Here is a 17,908-nt window from a genome sequence, read left to right as displayed (position 1 = left end):
CTCCCGGTAAACGGTCAGTGGCGGGTTGGTCAGTGCTTGGTGGGAGGCTGCTCGGCCTCGTCGGCCTCCTCGCCTTCCAATTCCTCGATCTCGTCGAACTGGCTCTCGTCGAAGTTGCCCGAGGCCTTCTTCTGGCGCAGCATCTCGGCGATGAGCTCGTCCGTCAGGATCAGCTTCGCATCGGCGAGCCAGTCGAACTTCAGCCCGATGGTGACGTAGCCGTCGCGCCCGTCCTCGATGGTGATCAGCACCTCGTCGCCCTCGGTTCCCGCCAGCTCGCCCTTGAAGCGGCGGCGTCCGTCGATGAGTTCGGAGGTTTCGATCCGGGCCTCGTAGCCGGTCCAGACGTCGAAGTCCTTGAGCCGGGTCAAGGGACGGTCGATGCCGGGGCTGGAAACCTCGAGCGTGTAATTCTCGTCGATCGGATCCTCGACGTCGAGCACGGCGGAGACGGCGGTCGAGATCTCGGCGCATTCGTCGACGACGATCCCACCATCGGGCCGGTCGGCCATGATCTGCAGGGTGCGGGTCTTGCCGCTCATCAGCCTGAGGCGGACGAGCTCGAATCCCATGCCCTCGATCACCGGCGTCACGATCTCGGCGAGGCGGCGGTCGATGGCGGTCTTGGCGACGAGGTCGGACATGGGGAACCCCAAAACGAAAAAACGGGCCAAGCGGCCCGTTGCGATCATCGGTGGAACCATCGGGGTTGGAGGCCGAGGCGCCGCTATGTCAGCGCGTATAGGCCCGATTCCGCCGGGACGCAAGCGCCGATTGAGTCAGCGCCCCGCACTCCAGCTGAGCGAGGCGTGCATCCGCGTGTAATACTCTCCGATCAGCCCGATCATCAGGCAGGCGATCATGACCTTCACCGGATATCCGATCGAGCTGTGATGCGGAAAATAGTTGAGGAAGATGAAGCCGCGCCCCTGGTCGATGGTGTGGAAGAGGGGGTTCCAGTCGAAGAACTGAAGGACGTAGCCCGGTGTCGCATTGGCCACGAACATCTTTCCCGAGGCGATCATGTTCAGGCGCATGTAGATCGCGGCGATCATCCCGACCGCCCCGGGGCTCCACGGCTTGGCGGATCGGAAGATCATGCCGATCGCCACGCCCGATCCCCAGGAAAGCAGCAGCATCCCCACCGCGCCGACCGGATCGTCGATGGTGATCGGTTCCACCGCCGCGTGGTAGAAGTAGAGGACGAAGGCGGCCGAGAGGATCTGGATATAGAGCGCGCCCAGGGCGGCGGCAGAGATCGAGATGATGGTGTTCATCGGCGCGTGCTTCATCATCGCCGACGTCGGCCCGTCGGCCTTCATGACCGCGCCCATGGATTTCACATGGGTCATGAACATGAAGATGCCCGACATCATGAAGAGCAGGTAGTTGCCCCGGATGGCGGCCTGGCGAAGTCCCAGAAGCTCGAACAGGATGTAGAACGCGGCCACCATCAGCAGCGTCTGGCCGATGCTGGCCAGAAGGCCCAGGACGGCATTGCCGTGCCCCCGCCGGATCGAGCGAACCGTTGCGTGGAAGATGAGTTCGAGTTGGCCGAAGGCCAGGCCCAGCGTCGAGCGGCGCCTCTGCGAGCGGAACATCGTCTCTCTTCACCTCGTCCCTGACGGTGTTCCGTCGAACCCTTGCATGGAAACCTTGCCGTTTTCCTGCCGAGCCATGATAAGGGCGCGACCGCAGCCAAGCAACAATTCCGAGACATCCGCATGAATCACGAAGAGCTCGTCGCCCTCATCCGCCGTCTTGCGCTGGAAGCCGGCGACCGGATCATGGAGGTCTACAACGGCCCCGATTTCGAGGTGAAGGCGAAGTCCGACGCAAGCCCGGTCACCGAGGCGGACGAGGCGGCCGACCGCCTGATCTCGGCGGGCCTGCGCGCGGCCTATCCCGACGTTCCGCTGATAACGGAGGAGCAGGCCGAGTCTCACGCGCTCGCGGCGAAGACCTTCCTCATCGTCGATCCTCTGGACGGAACGAAGGAATTCGTCCAGCGCCGCGGCGACTTCACGGTGAACATAGCCTATGTCGAGGACGGCGTGCCGGTGCGGGGCGTGGTCTATGCTCCGGCCAAGGGCCGCCTCTTCTATACGCTGGCGGACGGCACCGCCGTCGAGGAGACGGGTGCGCTCGACAAGATGAAACCCGGCAACCTCCGCCGCATTTCGGTGTCGAAACCCGACAACGGGGCGCTGATGGTTGTGGCCTCGAAGTCACACCGCGATCAGGCGACCGACGACTATATCGGCCGCTACGCGGTGAGGGACATGACCAGCGCCGGCTCGAGCCTGAAGTTCTGCCTCGTCGCGACCGGCGAGGCGGATCTCTATCCGCGCCTCGGCCGCACGATGGAGTGGGATACGGCGGCGGGTGACGCGGTCCTGCGCGGTGCCGGCGGCGTGGTCGTCCGCTTCGACGATCACCAGCCGCTGGCCTATGGCAAGCCGGGCTGGGACAATCCCTTCTTCATCGCCCATGCCCCGGGTGTCACCCTGCAAAGCTGAGGCGGCGAGGCACCTGCCTGTGCGACCCGTCCGCAACCTGCTTCCCACTGCGCCGGGCGCGCCGCCTGACGCACAGCACCGGAAACTGAAATGTCTGTCCTGATCGCCATTCCTGCCCGCTACGCCTCCACCCGCTATCCGGGCAAGCCGCTCGTGGCGCTGCGCGATCCGGACGGAACCAGCAAGACGCTGATCCAGCGCAGCTGGGAAGCCGCGATGGCGGTCCGCGGCGTGGATCGCGTAGTGGTGGCGACCGACGACGAGCGCATCCGCGTCGCCGCGGAAGCCTTCGGCGCCGAGGTGGTGATGACCTCCTCATCCTGCCGGAACGGGACCGAACGCTGCGCCGAGGTTGCTCGGGTGCTGCCGGGTTATGACATCGTCGTGAACCTGCAGGGTGATGCGCCGCTCACGCCGGCATGGTTCGTCGAGGAGCTGATCGCGGGCCTTCGCGCCGATCCCTCGGCCGAGGTGGCGACGCCGGTGCTGCGTTGCGACGGGCGTGCGCTCAACGGCTTCCTCGACGACCGCCGCGCGGGCCGCGTCGGCGGAACGACCGCAGTCTTCGGTGCCACGCGCCATGCCCTCTACTTCTCGAAGGAGGTCATCCCCTACACCGGCCGGCGCTTCGCGGATGCTGACGATACGCCCGTCTTCCACCACGTCGGCGTCTATGCCTACCGTCCCGCCACGCTGGAGGTTTATCCCGACTGGCCGGTCGGGCCGCTGGAGGACCTCGAGGGGCTCGAGCAACTCCGCTTCCTCGAGAACGGTCGCCGCGTGCTCTGCGTCGAAGTCGAGGCGCGCGGTCGCCAGTTCTGGGAACTGAACAACCCGGAGGACGTCGCGCGCATCGAGGCGATGCTCGCCGAGATGCAGGCCGGATGACGCCCAGCCTGATCGTGGTGAGCCGCGGCCGGCCCGGGTTGCTGGCGCGCGCCGTCACCGCGATCCGGCAGCAGGACCATCCCTGTTTCGAACTGGTCGTGGTCGCGGACGAGGAGGGCCTTGCCGCGCTGCCGGACCTGCCGATCAAGCGCGTGCCGTTCGACGAACCCAACATCTCTGCCGCGCGCAACGCGGGCATCGCCCGAGCCGCGGGCGAGGTCATCGCCTTTCTCGACGACGACGCGGTGCCCGAGCCGACCTGGCTCTCTCGTCTGGTCACGCCCTTTCAGGACGAGCGCGTGGTCGCGGCAGGAGGGTTCGTGCGCGGAAGGAACGGGATCTCCTTCCAGTGGCGTGCGTCCGCCGTGGATGCCACGGGCCGGGATCATCCGCTGCCTGTAACGCCCGGGGGTATCACGCTCTGCGTGCCAGAGGGCGGTCTGGTGCCGCGGGTGCAGGGAACGAATGCCGCGTTCCGCGCCTTGGCGCTGCGCGAAGCGGGCGGCTTCGACCCCGCCTTCCGCTTCTATCTGGACGAGACCGACCTCTGCCGCCGGCTTCGGGGCCTCACCGCCATCGTCCCGAAGGCCGAGGTCCACCACGGATTCGCGGCGAGCGACCGGCGCCGGTCCGACCGCGTGCCGCTTTCGCTGCACGAGGTCGGGGAGAGCAGCCGCCTCTTTCTGCGGCGACATGCCGCGCCCGAGCTCTGGGCGGAGGCCGACGAGTGTCTGCGTGACGAGCAACGCCGCCGGCTTCTGCGTCACATGATCGATGGGCGGCTCGAACCGCGGGACCTGCGGCGGCTGCTGCAGAGCCTCGAGGACGGTCTCGCGGACGGGGACCGGCGGCCGCTGAGCGATCCACCGCCGATGCCGCCGGCTGCGGAAGCGGTCCAGCCCCTTACCGGCACGGGACCGCGGCCCGGATGTTTCCTTGCCGGGTCATGGCGCACCCGGGACAAGCTGCTGACGGCGGCCGGGAAAGAAGCGGAAGCGGGGCGGATCGCTACGGTGCTGCTGCTCTCTCCCACGGCGCGGCCGCATCGGCACCAGTTCCTTCCGCAGGGCATCTGGCTGCAAGAGGGCGGGATCTTCGGGCGCACGGTGCGGGACGGCCCCCGCGTGCGCCGGATCAACCCAAGGATGTGCATCGCAACTGAGCAGATGCGCCTTTCGGAGGTGCGTCCGGTCGATTTTTGACAAAACTTATCCACATGTCGGAACTTTTAGGGCCGGCACCAATTTGCCGACACATTGCCGCTTTAGGGTGCGGCGGGTTCGGACTCCGTGTAGGTTGCACGGAGCCTGCGGATCAGGGCAGGCGAAGCAGAGTGAGAGCTATGACAACAAAGAAGGTAACCAAAGCCGTTTTCCCCGTCGCCGGACTGGGCACGCGCTTTCTGCCGGCGACCAAGTCGATCCCGAAGGAGATCATGACGCTGGTCGACCGCCCCCTGATCCAATACGCGATCGATGAGGCTCGGGCGGCCGGCATCAAGGAATTCATCTTCGTCACCTCGCGCGGCAAGAGCGCGCTTGAGGACTATTTCGACAACGCTCCCGAACTCGAAGCAGCCCTGAAGAAGCCGGGGAAGGAGCATCTGCTCGAGGTGCTTGAAAGCACCAACATGGAAAGCGGCGCCATCGCCTATGTGCGCCAGCACAAGGCCCTTGGCCTGGGTCACGCCGTCTGGTGCGCCCGGCGCCTGATCGGCGACGAGCCTTTCGCGGTGATGCTGCCTGACGACGTGATCGCGGCCGAAAAGCCCTGCCTGCAGCAGATGGTCGAGGCCTATGAGCAGACCGGCGGCAACATGGTCGCCGCGATGGAGGTTCCGCCCGAGAAGGCCTCGGCCTATGGCGTGCTGTCCGTCGAGGAGGACATGGGCTCGATCGTGAAGGTCAACGGCATGGTCGAGAAGCCGAAGGAGAACCCGCCCTCGAACCTCGCGGTGATCGGGCGCTACATCCTTACGCCGAAAGTGCTGAACAACCTGAACCGCAAGAAGGAAGGCGCGGGCGGTGAGATCCAGCTGACCGATGCGATCGGCGAAGAGATCGAGGGTTCGGGGAAGGTCTATGGCTTCCGCTTCCGCGGCCAGCGCTACGATTGCGGGTCGAAGGCGGGCTTCCTTCAGGCCACCGTGGCCTTCGGACTGGCGCGTCCCGAACTGCGCGACGAGTTCTCGACCTATCTTCATGACATGATGGCGCTGGAAAAGGCGGCTCAGTAACGACCCGCCGGCATGCAGCGGCTTCTCGACCTGACGCGACTCGCGTCGCGGGCAGGGCGAGGGCCGCTCACCGGCGTTGACCGCGTCGAGGCCGCCTATCTGTCCGAGCTTCTTCGGCAGGACGATCCGGTCCACGGCTTGCTACGCGTTCCGCTCGGCTATCTGCTTCTCGGACGCGCCGGCATGGCGGCACTGCACGAGAAATTTCGCATCGGGTCGTTCGGACAGCCTGACCTGATCGGCCGTCTCCTCAGGCGCGGCCAGCCAGAGCGGGCAGGCATCGAGGCGGAGGCGCGCCGGAACGCCATCGGCCGCAGCGCGCCGTGGCGCCTGACCGCCCTCCTGCGCCGCCACCTGCCTCAGGGTGCCTCCTATCTGAACACCGGCCATTCCAACCTGTCCGATCTGACCCTGCGCCAGATCCGGGCCTCCGGCCTGAAGATGGCCGTGCTGATCCACGACGTGATCCCGCTCGAGCATCCCCACCTGACCCGGCCCGGCACGCCGAAGGCCTTTGCACGAAAGCTGGCGGCGGTCTCGGCACATGCCGACGTCCTCATCCATGCCTCCGAGGATGTGCGCGCCAGCACTGAGCCTTTTCTGTGCCGCGCCAGCAATCGCGGATCGCACGGTCGCGCGCTGGAAACCATCGTCGCCCCACTGGGCGTCCCGTTGGCGAAGCCGGAGGCGGTGCGGGTTCCGGCGGATCTTCCTCCGTCCCGGCCATACTTCATTGCGCTCGGTACGATCGAGCCACGCAAGAACCTTGGCCTTCTGCTCGACGTCTGGGAGGATCTGCACGGCATGATGCCGGAGGCGGCAGTTCCGGCGCTCCTGCTTCTCGGTGCGCGGGGGTGGGAGTCTCCGGCGTTCTTCCACCGTCTCGACGACAGCCCCCATTTCGGGCGGACGATCTTCCAGCGATCGGGCCTGCCCGACGAGGCGGTGGCGAGCCTTCTGCAGGGGGCGGAGGCCTTGCTCTTCCCCAGCCTCGCGGAAGGGTTCGGCATTCCTCCGGTCGAGGCGGCGGCCTTGGGGGTGCCGGTCATCAGCAGCCCCCTTCCGTCCGTCCGTAAAACCTTGAACGACTATCCCGTTTACCTTGATGCGACCGATCGGTATCTTTGGGCGCGCACAATCGCGACCTGGGGGCACAGGTCGCGCCATCCGCGGGCTCCGGGGCGGCCCGCACCGACGTGGCAGGACCATTTCGATCTGGTTTTCGGCCGCGTCTGACGACGCTCCTGGTGCGGGAACGATCCCGAGGGCGAGGAGCAGTTGAGTTTTGTAACCACATACCGGCTCAGGATCGCGCGGAAGACGTGGCGGCTTCGCGCATTGCGCAAGAGCTTCGAACTCCGCTCGCTGAGCTTCAGGGCCGGAGATGTGCGCAGGGAGGACATCCTTCTGTTCTGCACGCTCCGGAACGAGCGTGTGCGCCTGCCGTGGTTTCTCCGCTATTACCGCAACCTCGGCGTCACGCATTTCTTCTTTGTGGACAACAATTCGACGGACGGGTCGGCGGAATATCTGGCCGGGCAGCCGGACGTCTCGCTCTGGCACACGTCGCGCAGCTACAAGCGCGCGCGCTTCGGGATCGACTGGCTGAACCACCTGTTGCGCCGCTACGGTCACGGCCATTGGTGCCTCGTCGTCGATCCGGACGAGTTCTTCGTCTATCCGTTCTGCGACAGCCGTCCGCTGCGGGCGCTGACGGACTGGCTCGACGCCTCGTCGATCAAGTCGTTCAGCGCCATGTTGCTGGACATGTATCCCAAGGGACCCGTCGGCGCGGAACCTTACGCCGAGGGACAGGATCCGTTCGAGACCGCCTGCTGGTTCGACCGGGGCAACTACACTATCTCGCGCAACAGCCTGTATGGAAATCTCTGGATCCAGGGCGGACCGCGTGCACGGGCCTTCTTTGCCGACCGGCCGGAGCGCGCTCCCGCGCTGAACAAGATCCCGCTGGTGCGCTGGAACCGGCGCTACTGCTTTGCGAGCTCCACCCACATGCTTCTGCCGCGGGGCCTGAATTCCACCTTCGACGAATGGGGCGGCGAGAAGGCATCCGGTGTGCTGCTTCACGCGAAGTTCATCGACACATTCGCGGCGAAGGCGGAGGAGGAGATGCAGCGCCGCCAGCACTACGCAAACAGCCACGAATACCGCGCCTATCACGAGCGGCGCGGCGGTTCGCTCGACCTGTGGTGCAAGTGGAGCGAAAAATACCTCAACTGGCGCCAGCTCGAGATTCACGGGCTGATGTCCAAGGGCAACTGGGCCTGAAGGGGGCGGATTGGGCGCGGGCTTCCTCATGCTCTGCCACACGGCCTTCGACCGGGCGGCGCAGGTCGCCCGTCACTGGGCCGAACGCGGCTGCCCGGTGGTGATCCACGTCGATGCGCGGGTTCGCGACCGGGGCTTCAAGCGGTTGCAGCGCCTGCTCGAGGGCGTGCCCGATGTCCGCTTCTGCGAGCGACACGCCTGCGAATGGGGCACATGGGGACTCGTCGGCGCCACGATTTCGGCGGCAGAGGTGATGCTGCGCGAATTTCCGCAGGCGAGCCACGTCTACCTGGCCTCCGGATCCTGCCTGCCGCTGCGGCCTGTCGAGGAAATGGTCCGCTATCTCGAGGAACGCCCCGAGACGGACTTCATCGAATCCGTCACGACCGAGGACGTGGGCTGGACCGTCGGCGGTCTCGACATCGAGCGGTTCACGCTTCTCTTCCCCTTCTCCTGGCGCAAGAGGCGCAAGCTCTTCGACCAGTTCGTGCGCCTCCAGCGGCGGATCGGCTACAGCCGCCGCATTCCCCAGGGGCTGGTGCCGCATCTGGGCAGCCAGTGGTGGTGCCTGACACGGAAGACCCTGCAGGCGATCCTCGAGGATCCGCGGCGGGCCGAGTACGACGGCTATTTCCGCAGGGTCTGGATCCCCGACGAAAGCTATTTCCAGACGCTGGCGCGGCTCCATTCGCGGCATGTGGAAAGCCGGTCGCTGACGCTGTCGAAGTTCGACTTCCAGGGCAAGCCGCACATCTTCTATGACGACCACCACCAGCTCCTGCGCCGGTCGGATTGCTTCGTCGCCCGCAAGATCTGGCCCCAGGCGAACCGGCTCTACCGCGTGTTCCTCTCGGAAGGTCCGGGTGTGCAGCCCGAGGCCGAGCCGAACCCCACGAAGATCGACCGGCTCTTCTCGAAGGCGACCGAGCGGCGGACGCGCGGCCGCCCCGGCCTCTACATGCAGAGCCGCTTCCCGCGCACCGGATGGGAAGGGGCGCTGACCGCCGCGCCCTATTCCGTCTTCGCGGGGTTCTCCGAACTGTTCGAGAACTTCGAGCCCTGGCTCGGCAAGCTGGCGGGAAGCCGCGTCCATGGCCACCTCTTTGCGCCCGACCGGGTGGAGTTTGCCGGGGGCGAGGCGATCTATGACGGCGCGCTGTCTGCCTCGCCAGCGATCCGCGACTACAATCCCCGCAGCTTCGTCACCAACCTGATCTGGAACTGCCGCGGCGAGCGCCAGTGCTTCCAGTTCGGCCCGAGGGACCGGCAGCAGATCGTCGAGTTCATCGCAAGCGACCGGAACGCGCAGATCTCGGTCATTTCAGGTGCCTGGGCGGTGCCGCTCTTCCGGTCGGGGCAGGATGCCGCAAGCTGCCGGAGCGAGGCCGCGCGGCTCCAGAAGATCGAGGGGCAGGCGCTCGACGTTCTGCGCGCCTCATGGGTGAAGGCCAGGGTCCGGATCTGGACGCTGGCCGATTTCGTCGAGAGCCCGATGGAGCCGTTGCAGACAATCGTGGAGGAGATCACGCCCCGCGCGCTGCGCCCTATGACCGAAGCGCCGCGTCTGGTGGACATGACGGGCTTCGGACGGTTCCTGCAGGACCTGCGCAATCAGGGAATGCAGCCGACGCTGATGGGAGATTTCTCGGCAACGGGCGACGGGGCACCTGCGCATTCGCGCCGGGCGCGGCCTTATCTGGTGAAGTGACGGATCAATGTTCGACTCTTTCGTGATGCTCGCCGGGATGCGGACCGGATCGAACTTCCTAGAGGCAAATCTCAACGCGTTGCCCGGCGTCCGATGTCATGGCGAACTGTTCAATCCCTATTTCATCGGGACCAAGGGCTGCACCGAGCTGTTCGGCACCACCATTGCGCAACGCGCCGCGGACCCCCTCGGCTTCCTCGCGCGCGTCCGTGCGGAAACGCCCGGGCTCGCGGGCTTGCGGTTCTTCCACGACCACGATGCGCGGGTGTTGCCGGTGCTTCTCGAGGATCGGCGGTGTGCGAAGATACTGCTCGTCCGTAATCCGATCGAAAGCTACGTCTCGCTCCGCATCGCACGCGAGACGGGGCAGTGGAAGCTGACTGACCCCAAACGGCGGAAGGTGGCGAAGGTCACATTCGATCCGGCCGAGTTCGAGGCGCATCTCGCAGTCGGGGAGGCCTTCCACCGCGAAACGATCCGCGCCCTTCAGGTGACCGGCCAGACGCCGTTCGTGATCGACTACGCGGATCTGTCGGATCTCGACGTCCTGAACGGCCTCGCGGCGTTTCTCGGATGCGACACGCGGCTGACGGCGCCGGACGAGACGCTCAAGAAGCAGAATCCCGCGCCCGTGACGGATCTTGTGTCCAATCCCGACGAGATGCACGAGGCGCTCGCGCGGCTGGATCCGTTCGGCCTTTCCCGGCCGGTCAGCTACGAGCCCCGCCGCGGTGCCGGCGTTCCCGCCTTCCTCGCCGCCGGGCCGCTTCTCTACCTGCCTCTCCGGGGAGGTCTGGAAGACGAGGTGCGGGGCTGGCTGGAGAAGGCCGCCGGCGAGGTGACCGACGGGTTCACCCAGAAGCTTCTCCGTCAGTGGAAGCGCAGCCATCCCGGCCATCGCAGCTTCACGGTCCTGCGTCATCCGCTGGTCCGCGCCCATGCGACGTTCCGGGATCAGGTGCTCACGGCGGCGCTTCCGGAACTGCGCCTGGCCTTCCTGCGACATGGCGGGATCAACCTGCCGAAGCCGGGCGCCCCTCTCGATGCCGAAAGGTTCCGCGCGACCTTCCTTGCCTTCCTGCGCTTCCTCAAGCCGGCTCTTGCCGGGCAGACGCCGCTGCGGATCGGGGCGGCCGTCGCCTCGCAGCATGCGGTTCTGCAGGGTATGGCGCAGGTCGAGGCGCCGGACTTCCTCTTCCGGGAAGAGAGGCTGGTGGAGGGGCTGGCCTTCCTCGCGTCCGAGACCGGGCTGACGTCGGGGCCGTTCCGAACGGCATCCGACGACGGGCCAGCGCCGCTTTCGGAGATCTGGACACCCGAGATCGAGGAAGCCGCGCGCGAGGCGTATCAGCGTGATTACACGAGCTTCGGCTTCGGTCCCTGGCGGGCGTCAGGAGGGTAGGCAGAAGCGGATGGCCCGACCCTTCGGGCGTCAGGCGGCCTGCGGCGCACGCGTTTCCGTGAGGATCGCGTGCAGCTTGGCGGGATCGGTGTTCGACCGCAGCTTGGTACAGACGCCCGCATCGCGCATGGTCCGCGACACGAGCGCCAGCGCCTTGAGGTGATCCACCCCGGAGTCCTTCGGCGCGAAGAGCGCAAAGACGAGATCCACGGGCTGGCGATCGACGCTGTCGTAGTCGAGCGGTTTTTCGAGGCGCAGGAAGACACCCACGATCCTGTCGAGATCCTCGAGCCGGGCATGAGGCAGCGCAATCCCATGGCCGACACCCGTCGGGCCAAGGCTTTCGCGCTCCTGCAGGCCGTCGATGGCCACCGATGCATTCAGGCCGTAGGCCTGTGACGCGACCTCTCCCAGTTCCTGGAAGAGGCGCTTCTTGCTGGTCACCTGACTGAGAACCCTAACGGCTTCCGGCATCAGAAGTTTGGATAGTTCCATGGGCGGTCGCTTGTCCTGCGCCTCGGGCGCGCGCTATTTGCTGTTGCGCGGGTCGATCCAGCCGATGTTCCCGTCATCCCGACGGTAGACGACGTTCACCCCGCCATGACCTTCATTCCGGAAGACAAGCATGTTCTGGCCCGCGAGTTCCAGCTGCATGACGGCCTCGCCCACGGTGATGGAAGGAACCTTCGCTTCCATCTCGGCGATCACCATCGGCTGAAGCGTATCGGTCTCTCCATCCTCGGCTTCCTCGGATGCGGCGAGGATATAGGAGGAACCCGGACCGAATTCAACCGGGGCCGTTCGCTCGCGATGGTGGTCCCTCAGCCGCCGCTTGTAGCGGCGCAGCTGCTTGTCCATCTTCTCGCGGCAGCTTTCAAAAGCGGCATAGATTTCGGTGGCGCGGCCGGTGGCCTGAGCGGTGAGGCCGGTCGAGAGATGGATGGTCGCCTCGCAGACATGTTCATGCGCAACGCGCGAAAAGACGATCATGGCCTCGGTGGGGCGCTGGGCATATTTTTCGACGACCTCGCCGAGTTCTGCCTTGACGTGAGTCTGAAGCGCTTCACCGATGTCGATCTGTTTCCCGCTGATCTGGTATCGCATGATTCCTCCTTTTGACTCGGCAAGGCCAGTCCGCCCCGAACCGGGGTGCCCGCCGATCGGTTATTGCGAACGCGTGCAAACGTCGGGATCCGCGGGGCCTGGCACTGCTGCGGGGCCTTGGAAGAGCGGCGACGAGGGCGGGTTCTGCACGCATCTAGGTCATTTGGCTGCTTTTGGCTCGCGCTTGTCAACAGCAAGCTCATGCACCCCGCCTGACCGAAAGGTGTCATGAGATCCGGAAGTTCTGCCCGAGATAGACACGCCGCACCATTTCGTCGCGCACAACCTCTTCCGTCGTGCCGCTCTTGAGGACGGTGCCGTCGTGCAGGATGTAGGCCCTGTCCACGATTTCCAGTGTTTCCCGCACGTTATGGTCCGTTATCAGGACGCCGATGCCCCGACTCTTGAGGTCGTGGACCAGCCCGCGAATCTCGCCGACGGCGATCGGATCGACGCCCGCGAAGGGCTCGTCGAGCAGCAGGTAGCGAGGGTCTGCGGCAAGACATCGCGCAATCTCCACACGTCGCCGCTCACCACCCGAAAGGGCCAGGGCCGGCGTGCGCCGCAGGTGGGCGATGGAAAACTCGCCCAGCAGCTCTTCGAGACGCTCGCGCCTCGTGTGCGGATCCCTTTCGGTGATCTCGAGCACGGCGAGGATGTTGTCCTCGACCGACAGGCCGCGGAAGATCGAGACCTCCTGCGGAAGGTAGCCGATCCCCATCCGCGCGCGGCGATACATCGGCAGGGCGGTGACGTCGCGGCCCTCGATCAGGACCTGCCCGCCCTCGGGGCTGACGAGCCCCGCAATCGCGTAGAAGCAGGTGGTCTTGCCCGAGCCGTTCGGGCCGAGCAGCGCCACCACCTCGCCGCGGTCGAGATGCATGGTCACGTCGCGGATGACGGGGCGGCGCTTGTAGCTCTTGCGCAGGCCGACGACCTGAAGTCCCGCCGCGCCCTGCGTGACGACGAATTCCGGATTGACGTTCATGGCGAGGTGCCTGGCTGGAACACCGTCTGCACCCGGCCTTCCATCCGGCCCGTGCCGGCAGTGAGGTCGATCACCAGCTTCTGGCCGGCCAGCGTGTTCGGCCCCTGCGTGAGCAGGACGTCCCCCGTCATCACCACCTCGCCGCTGTCGATCGTATAGACGGCGTCCTTTGCCTCGGCGGCCTCGCGCTCGTTGGCCAGCGTCACGCCGCCCGACGCGTGGAGCCGGCGGATCGCTCCGCCTTCCGGCGCATACTCGACCTGCACCGACTGCGCAGCGAGGCGCATCTGCCCCTGCACCACGCGGACGTTGCCGGAAAAGACCGCTGTGCCGTCGGACTGGTTCACCTGCAACTGATCCGATTCGATCTGGACGGGCAGCGACGTGTCCTGCTTCAACCCGCCGCCGAAGGCCACCTCGGCCCCTTGCGCCAGCGCCGCGGCGGGCAGCCAGAGAGCCGTTGCCGCCACCACCAGGATCGTCCTCATTGCATGCCTCGACATCGCGTCCATCACTTCTTCGGATCGTATACCAGCTTCACGCGATTCCCGAAGGTCAGCACGTAGCTTCCGGCAACTTCGGGATCCTCTGTCAGCCGCATCGAGCCCGCCTCGATCCGGCCGAGCGGCCCGGTCGCGTCCAGCGCGCCCTCGGACTGCACGTCCGTCTCGTCGAGACCCGCGGTCAGGGCTTCGGTCGTCACATGGTAGCCGGTGGACGTCTCCAGTTCCACCCCGCCGCCAAGCCGCAGCAGCCGCGCCTCGTCATCGAGCACTCCCGTCTCTGCGGTCATGCGCGCGCTCGCCCCGTCCGGCGTCTCGATCCGGGCGCGGAGCGCGGAGGCACGGCCTTCCTCGCCGTCGGTCTGGCCGGGGCGCGCTTCGGCGGCCTCGACGCTGAGGGCGGCGCCGTCGCTCGTGATGCCGGCCCAGGTGGGTGCGGTCATCCGCGGCTCGCGCAGCCGGTCCTCGACATCCACGTCGGCATAGGGAATCGCATCGTCCGGATCGATGGTCCGCGCCACGAGGAACAGGGTCGAGAGCACCGCAAGGGCGGCCAGCGGCAGCACGATCTTCAGCCAGCCGACGAGCCGGGAGTGAAGGTTGTCGGGCCGCCGCGCCGTCATCGCTCAGGCCACTCCGGCCCGAAGACAGTCATGGATGTGGATCAGCCCCACCGCTTCGCCCGAGCCGCCGGGCTCGACCACGAAGAGCGAGGTGATCTTCTTCGCATTCATCTCCGCCACGGCCTTCTCGGCCAGCGCATCGGGGGCGATGGTGCGGGGAGCCGCGGTCATCACTTCCTCGACACTGTGGGCGAGGAGCCCGTCGAGGTGGCGCCGCAGGTCGCCGTCAGTGATCACGCCCAGAAGGCGCCCGCCTTCGCCCGTGACGCCCAGCACGCCGAAGCCCAGCCGGCTCATGGTAATCAGCGCCTCGCCCATCGGCGTGCCGACGCTCACCAGCGGCAGGTTGCGGTGCATGAGGTCGGCCACCCGGGCAAGCCGCGCCCCGAGCTTGCCGCCCGGGTGGAAGACGCGGAAATGCTCCGGCGTGAACTGGCGATGCTCCATCAGCGCGATGGCCAGTGCGTCGCCGAGGGCGAGCGTCATGGTCGTCGACGAGGTGGGCACGATTCCGTTGCCGCAGGCCTCGGGTGCGGGCGGCAGCACGAGCGCCACGTCCGACTGGCGCAGCAGGGTCGATTGCGGCCGGCTTGCCACCCCGATCAGCGGGATGTCGAAGCGGCGGGTATGGGCGATGATGTCGGCCAGTTCCGGCGTCTCGCCGGAATTGGACAGCACGAGCGCCACGTCGTCCCGCGTGACCATGCCGAGATCGCCGTGGCTGGCTTCGGCCGGGTGGACGAATTGCGCGGGGGTGCCGGTCGAGGCGAGCGTCGCCGTGATCTTGCGCCCGACGTGGCCCGACTTGCCCATGCCCGAGACGATCACACGTCCGCGGGCGCGCAGGATCGTCTCGACGGCCTCTCCGAAGCTGTCGCCGAGGCTCTCGCCCAGCAGCGATAGAGCGGCGGTCTCGGTCTCGATCACCCTGCGGGCGGTCGCGAGGAAGTCAGTGGTGGAAGATGTCATTGGGTTCGTTCCAGCCCATGAGATCGAGTTCCGCCCGGGTCGGGAGGAAGTCGAAGCAACGCTGCGCCAGCTCCATCCGTCCCTCGCGGACAAGCCGCGCCTCGAGCTCGTTCTTCAGGCGGTGCAGGTACAGGACGTCGGAGGCAGCGTAATCCTTCTGCGCCTCCGTCAGCTCGGCCGAGCCCCAGTCCGAGGTCTGCTGCTGCTTCGAGACGTCCACGCCGACAAGTTCGAGGAGCAGGTATTTGAGCCCGTGCCGGTCGGTGAAGGTCCGCACCATCTTCGAGGCGATCTTGGTGCACCACACCGGTTCGGTCCGCACGCCGAAGGCCTGCTTCAGGGCGGCGATGTCGAAGCGGCCGAAGTGAAAGACTTTCAGCACCTGCGGGTCGGTCAGAAGACGCTCGAGATTGGGCGCGCGGGTTTGTCCGCGCTCGATCTGCACCAGATGCGCATCGCCGTCACCTGCCGACAGTTGCACGACGCACAGGCGGTCGCGCCGCGGGTCGAGACCCATGGTCTCGGTATCGATGGAGACGATGGAGCCGAGGTCGAGCCCCTCGGGCAAATCGTTCCGATGCAGGTGGATTGTCACTCTCTGATCCTTCGAATTGGCACGAAGGATCGATGGTGCCCAGGAGAGGACTCGAACCTCCACGCCTTGCGGCACACGGACCTGAACCGTGCGCGTCTACCAATTCCGCCACCTGGGCAGGTGTCGTGAGCCGCGATGTATATGGGCGGTTTGGGACTGTCAACGGGGTGTCACGAAAATTCGCGAGGCTCATTCGCGCTTGTTCCGCAGCCCCCGCAAAGTTATGGGAAGGGGCGATCTTTGATGACCATGCCGGGGTGAGGACGGAAGATGAGCAAGCTTGTGACGATCTACGGCGGGTCGGGTTTCGTGGGGCGCTACATCACCCGCCGGATGGCGCAGCAGGGCTGGCGTGTGCGCGTTGCCGTCCGCCGTCCGAACGAGGCCCTCTTCGTCAAGCCCTACGGCGTCGTGGGGCAGGTCGAGCCCGTGTTCTGCAACATCCGCGACGACGCCTCGGTCCGGGCCGTGATGCACGGGGCGGATGCCGTGGTGAACTGCGTGGGCATCCTGGCCGAGGTCGGCAAGAACCGCTTCCAGTCGGTGCAGGCCGAAGGCGCCACCCGCGTCGCGCGCCTCGCTGCGGCGGAAGGTGTGCAGACGTTCGTCCAGCTTTCCGCGATCGGCGCCGACGACAGCTCGCCCAGCGCCTATGCCCGCACCAAGGCGGCGGGCGAGGCGGCCGTGCTCGACGCCTTCCCGCGCGCGGTCATCCTGCGCCCCTCGGTGATCTTCGGGCCCGAGGACGACTTCTTCAACCGCTTCGCCCGCATGGCGCGGTTCAGCCCGGTGCTGCCTGTCGTGGGCGGCCGGACGAAGTTCCAGCCGGTCTTCGTCGATGACGTGGCGCAGGCAGCGGTGGCCGGAGTGCTCGGCCGGGCCGCGCCCGGCATCTACGAACTCGGCGGGCCCGACGTGGAGAGCTTCCATTCGCTGATGCAGCTTCTCCTCCGCGTGATCGTGCGGCGGAAGCTGATCGTGAACGTGCCCTTCGGCGTGGCGAAGTTGATCGCGGGCGGGCTGGATCTCGTCCAGACGGTGACCTTCGGCCTGATCGCGAACCAGACGCTGACGCGCGACCAGGTGCGCAACCTCGGCCGCGACAACGTCGTGGCGCCCGGGGCGAAGGGTCTCGCGGATCTCGGTATCCCGCCCACCGCGATGGAGGCCGTACTGCCCGAATACCTCTGGAGCTACCGCCCGTCGGGGCAGTATGCCTCGATCAAGGCTTCGGCCCGAAACCTGCGAAAGACCTGACGACTGGACGGAGCGACCATGCTGGACACGACGACGCTCGTCGCTCTTGTTCTCGGACTTCTGGAAGGACTGACCGAATTCATCCCCGTCTCCTCGACGGGGCACCTGCTGCTGGCAGGCCATTTCCTTGGCTTTCACAGCGCAGGCCGAACCTTCGAGGTGGTCATCCAGCTCGGCGCCGTGCTCGCGGTGCTGACGGTCTATGCCTCGAAGCTGGTTTCCGTCGTCCGGGCCGCGCCGCGTGACCCTCAGGCCTTCCGCTTCCTCGTGGCGGTGGTGCTGGCCTTCCTGCCCGCGGTGGTGGTTGGCGTGCTCGCGCATGGCTTCATCAAGGCCGTTCTGTTCGAAACCCCCATATTGATCGCTGTCATGCTCATCCTCGGCGGGATCGTCCTTCTCTTCGTGGACAGGATGGCACCCGCGCCCCGCTACAACGACGCAATGGAGCTTCCGCTGAACGTGGCGCTCAAGATCGGCATCTTCCAGTGCCTCGCGATGGTGCCCGGCGTTTCACGCTCGGGGGCGACCATCGTCGGCGGGCTGATGCTCGGGGCGGGCAAGCGTGCGGCTGCCGAGTTCTCGTTCTTCCTCTCGATGCCGACGATGGCCGGAGCCTTCGCCTACGACCTGTTCAAGAACCGCGACGTTCTGGACTCCTCCGCATTGGGCGAGATCGCGATAGGCTTCGTCGCGGCCTTCGTCGCGGCCGTTCTCGTTGTGCGGTGGTTGCTCGGCTATGTCAGCCGCCACGGCTACTCCTTGTTCGGCTGGTGGCGAATCATCGTGGGCTCGGTGGCTCTGGTCGCGCTTCTCTACGGGTACTGAGT

Annotated in this window: 19 protein-coding genes and 1 tRNA gene; 10 read left to right on the top strand and 10 right to left on the bottom strand. The window is 66.4% G+C overall.

All coding sequences use genetic code 11. The annotated features are described in order from the left end of the window. Nucleotides 1–29: 29 nt before the first annotated feature. Together rimP and ACTVZP_RS04795 are read right to left on the bottom strand one after the other, a co-directional pair. Nucleotides 30–644, bottom strand: coding sequence for a ribosome maturation factor RimP (gene rimP, locus ACTVZP_RS04800; RefSeq protein WP_443210960.1), 615 nt, complete (start codon nt 642–644; stop codon nt 30–32). A gap of 135 nt (nt 645–779) precedes the next feature. Continuing rightward, nucleotides 780–1,601, bottom strand: coding sequence for an ABC transporter permease (locus ACTVZP_RS04795; RefSeq protein ID WP_443210959.1), 822 nt, complete (start codon nt 1,599–1,601; stop codon nt 780–782). Nucleotides 1,602–1,724: 123 nt separating this feature from the next. Here ACTVZP_RS04795 and cysQ point away from each other — a divergent pair, with 123 nt between their 5' ends. The 8 genes from cysQ (at nt 1,725) to ACTVZP_RS04755 (ending at nt 11,042) form a co-directional block, all read left to right on the top strand. Then, complete coding sequence (cysQ, locus tag ACTVZP_RS04790) at nt 1,725–2,519, top strand: 3'(2'),5'-bisphosphate nucleotidase CysQ (RefSeq protein ID WP_443210958.1); 795 nt, start codon at nt 1,725–1,727, stop codon at nt 2,517–2,519. 90 nt (nt 2,520–2,609) lie between these two features. Next, nucleotides 2,610–3,407 carry a 3-deoxy-manno-octulosonate cytidylyltransferase gene (locus ACTVZP_RS04785; RefSeq protein ID WP_443210957.1) on the top strand — a complete coding sequence of 266 codons (798 nt, stop codon included), beginning with the start codon at nt 2,610–2,612 and terminating at the stop codon, nt 3,405–3,407. Then, nucleotides 3,404–4,609, top strand: coding sequence for a glycosyltransferase family 2 protein (locus tag ACTVZP_RS04780; protein ID WP_443210956.1), 1,206 nt, complete (start codon nt 3,404–3,406; stop codon nt 4,607–4,609). The genes ACTVZP_RS04785 and ACTVZP_RS04780 overlap by 4 nt, the downstream gene beginning before the upstream one ends. Before the next feature lie 140 nt (nt 4,610–4,749). Continuing rightward, entirely contained in the window at nt 4,750–5,643 is an 894-nt protein-coding gene (galU, locus tag ACTVZP_RS04775; RefSeq protein WP_443210955.1) for a UTP--glucose-1-phosphate uridylyltransferase GalU, read from the top strand. A 12-nt stretch (nt 5,644–5,655) separates the two neighbouring features. Then, nucleotides 5,656–6,879: a glycosyltransferase gene (locus ACTVZP_RS04770; protein ID WP_443210954.1), complete on the top strand. Its 1,224-nt coding sequence runs from the start codon at nt 5,656–5,658 to the stop codon at nt 6,877–6,879. A 42-nt stretch (nt 6,880–6,921) separates the two neighbouring features. Then, on the top strand, nt 6,922–7,932 hold the full coding sequence (locus ACTVZP_RS04765) for a glycosyltransferase family 2 protein (RefSeq protein ID WP_443210953.1): 1,011 nt from the start codon (nt 6,922–6,924) through the stop codon (nt 7,930–7,932). Between the two features lie 10 nt (nt 7,933–7,942). Then, a complete protein-coding gene (locus ACTVZP_RS04760) occupies nt 7,943–9,640 on the top strand; it encodes a DUF5927 domain-containing protein (RefSeq protein ID WP_443210952.1) in 1,698 nt (565 codons plus the stop codon). Between the two features lie 7 nt (nt 9,641–9,647). After that, the gene (locus ACTVZP_RS04755) at nt 9,648–11,042 is read left to right on the top strand and encodes a nodulation protein NodH (RefSeq protein ID WP_443210951.1); all 1,395 of its coding nucleotides are present in this window, start codon (nt 9,648–9,650) and stop codon (nt 11,040–11,042) included. A 30-nt stretch (nt 11,043–11,072) separates the two neighbouring features. Here ACTVZP_RS04755 and ACTVZP_RS04750 read toward each other — a convergent pair whose 3' ends face one another. From ACTVZP_RS04750 to ACTVZP_RS04715, 8 genes are all read right to left on the bottom strand, one after another. Next, nucleotides 11,073–11,537 carry a PTS sugar transporter subunit IIA gene (locus ACTVZP_RS04750; protein ID WP_443210950.1) on the bottom strand — a complete coding sequence of 155 codons (465 nt, stop codon included), beginning with the start codon at nt 11,535–11,537 and terminating at the stop codon, nt 11,073–11,075. 33 nt (nt 11,538–11,570) lie between these two features. Then, complete coding sequence (hpf, locus tag ACTVZP_RS04745) at nt 11,571–12,146, bottom strand: ribosome hibernation-promoting factor, HPF/YfiA family (protein WP_443210949.1); 576 nt, start codon at nt 12,144–12,146, stop codon at nt 11,571–11,573. 226 nt (nt 12,147–12,372) lie between these two features. Beyond that, nucleotides 12,373–13,134, bottom strand: a complete 762-nt coding sequence (gene lptB, locus ACTVZP_RS04740; RefSeq protein ID WP_443210948.1) for an LPS export ABC transporter ATP-binding protein — start codon at nt 13,132–13,134, stop codon at nt 12,373–12,375. Further along, on the bottom strand, nt 13,131–13,622 hold the full coding sequence (lptA, locus tag ACTVZP_RS04735; RefSeq protein ID WP_443210947.1) for a lipopolysaccharide transport periplasmic protein LptA: 492 nt from the start codon (nt 13,620–13,622) through the stop codon (nt 13,131–13,133). Before lptA ends, lptB begins: the two co-directional genes overlap by 4 nt. A 23-nt stretch (nt 13,623–13,645) precedes the next feature. Next, a complete protein-coding gene (gene lptC / locus ACTVZP_RS04730; protein WP_443210946.1) occupies nt 13,646–14,260 on the bottom strand; it encodes an LPS export ABC transporter periplasmic protein LptC in 615 nt (204 codons plus the stop codon). Nucleotides 14,261–14,263: 3 nt separating this feature from the next. Continuing rightward, entirely contained in the window at nt 14,264–15,229 is a 966-nt protein-coding gene (locus ACTVZP_RS04725) for a KpsF/GutQ family sugar-phosphate isomerase (protein ID WP_443210945.1), read from the bottom strand. Beyond that, complete coding sequence (locus ACTVZP_RS04720) at nt 15,210–15,824, bottom strand: ribonuclease D (protein WP_443210944.1); 615 nt, start codon at nt 15,822–15,824, stop codon at nt 15,210–15,212. The genes ACTVZP_RS04725 and ACTVZP_RS04720 overlap by 20 nt, the downstream gene beginning before the upstream one ends. 33 nt (nt 15,825–15,857) lie before the next feature. Then, nucleotides 15,858–15,942, bottom strand: a tRNA-Leu gene (locus ACTVZP_RS04715). Nucleotides 15,943–16,094: 152 nt separating this feature from the next. Between ACTVZP_RS04715 and ACTVZP_RS04710 the strand changes: the two genes are divergently transcribed. Then, complete coding sequence (locus ACTVZP_RS04710) at nt 16,095–17,081, top strand: complex I NDUFA9 subunit family protein (RefSeq protein ID WP_443210943.1); 987 nt, start codon at nt 16,095–16,097, stop codon at nt 17,079–17,081. An 18-nt stretch (nt 17,082–17,099) separates the two neighbouring features. Beyond that, nucleotides 17,100–17,906 carry an undecaprenyl-diphosphate phosphatase gene (locus tag ACTVZP_RS04705; RefSeq protein ID WP_443210942.1) on the top strand — a complete coding sequence of 269 codons (807 nt, stop codon included), beginning with the start codon at nt 17,100–17,102 and terminating at the stop codon, nt 17,904–17,906. The last annotated feature ends 2 nt before the right edge of the window (nt 17,907–17,908 follow it).

It is taken from the genome of Rhodobacter sp. NSM, assembly GCF_052244495.1.
In the GTDB taxonomy this organism is placed as follows: domain Bacteria; phylum Pseudomonadota; class Alphaproteobacteria; order Rhodobacterales; family Rhodobacteraceae; genus Cereibacter_A.
The sequence above is the reverse complement of the archived record's forward strand: the minus strand, read 5'-3'. Positions and strand labels throughout refer to the sequence as shown.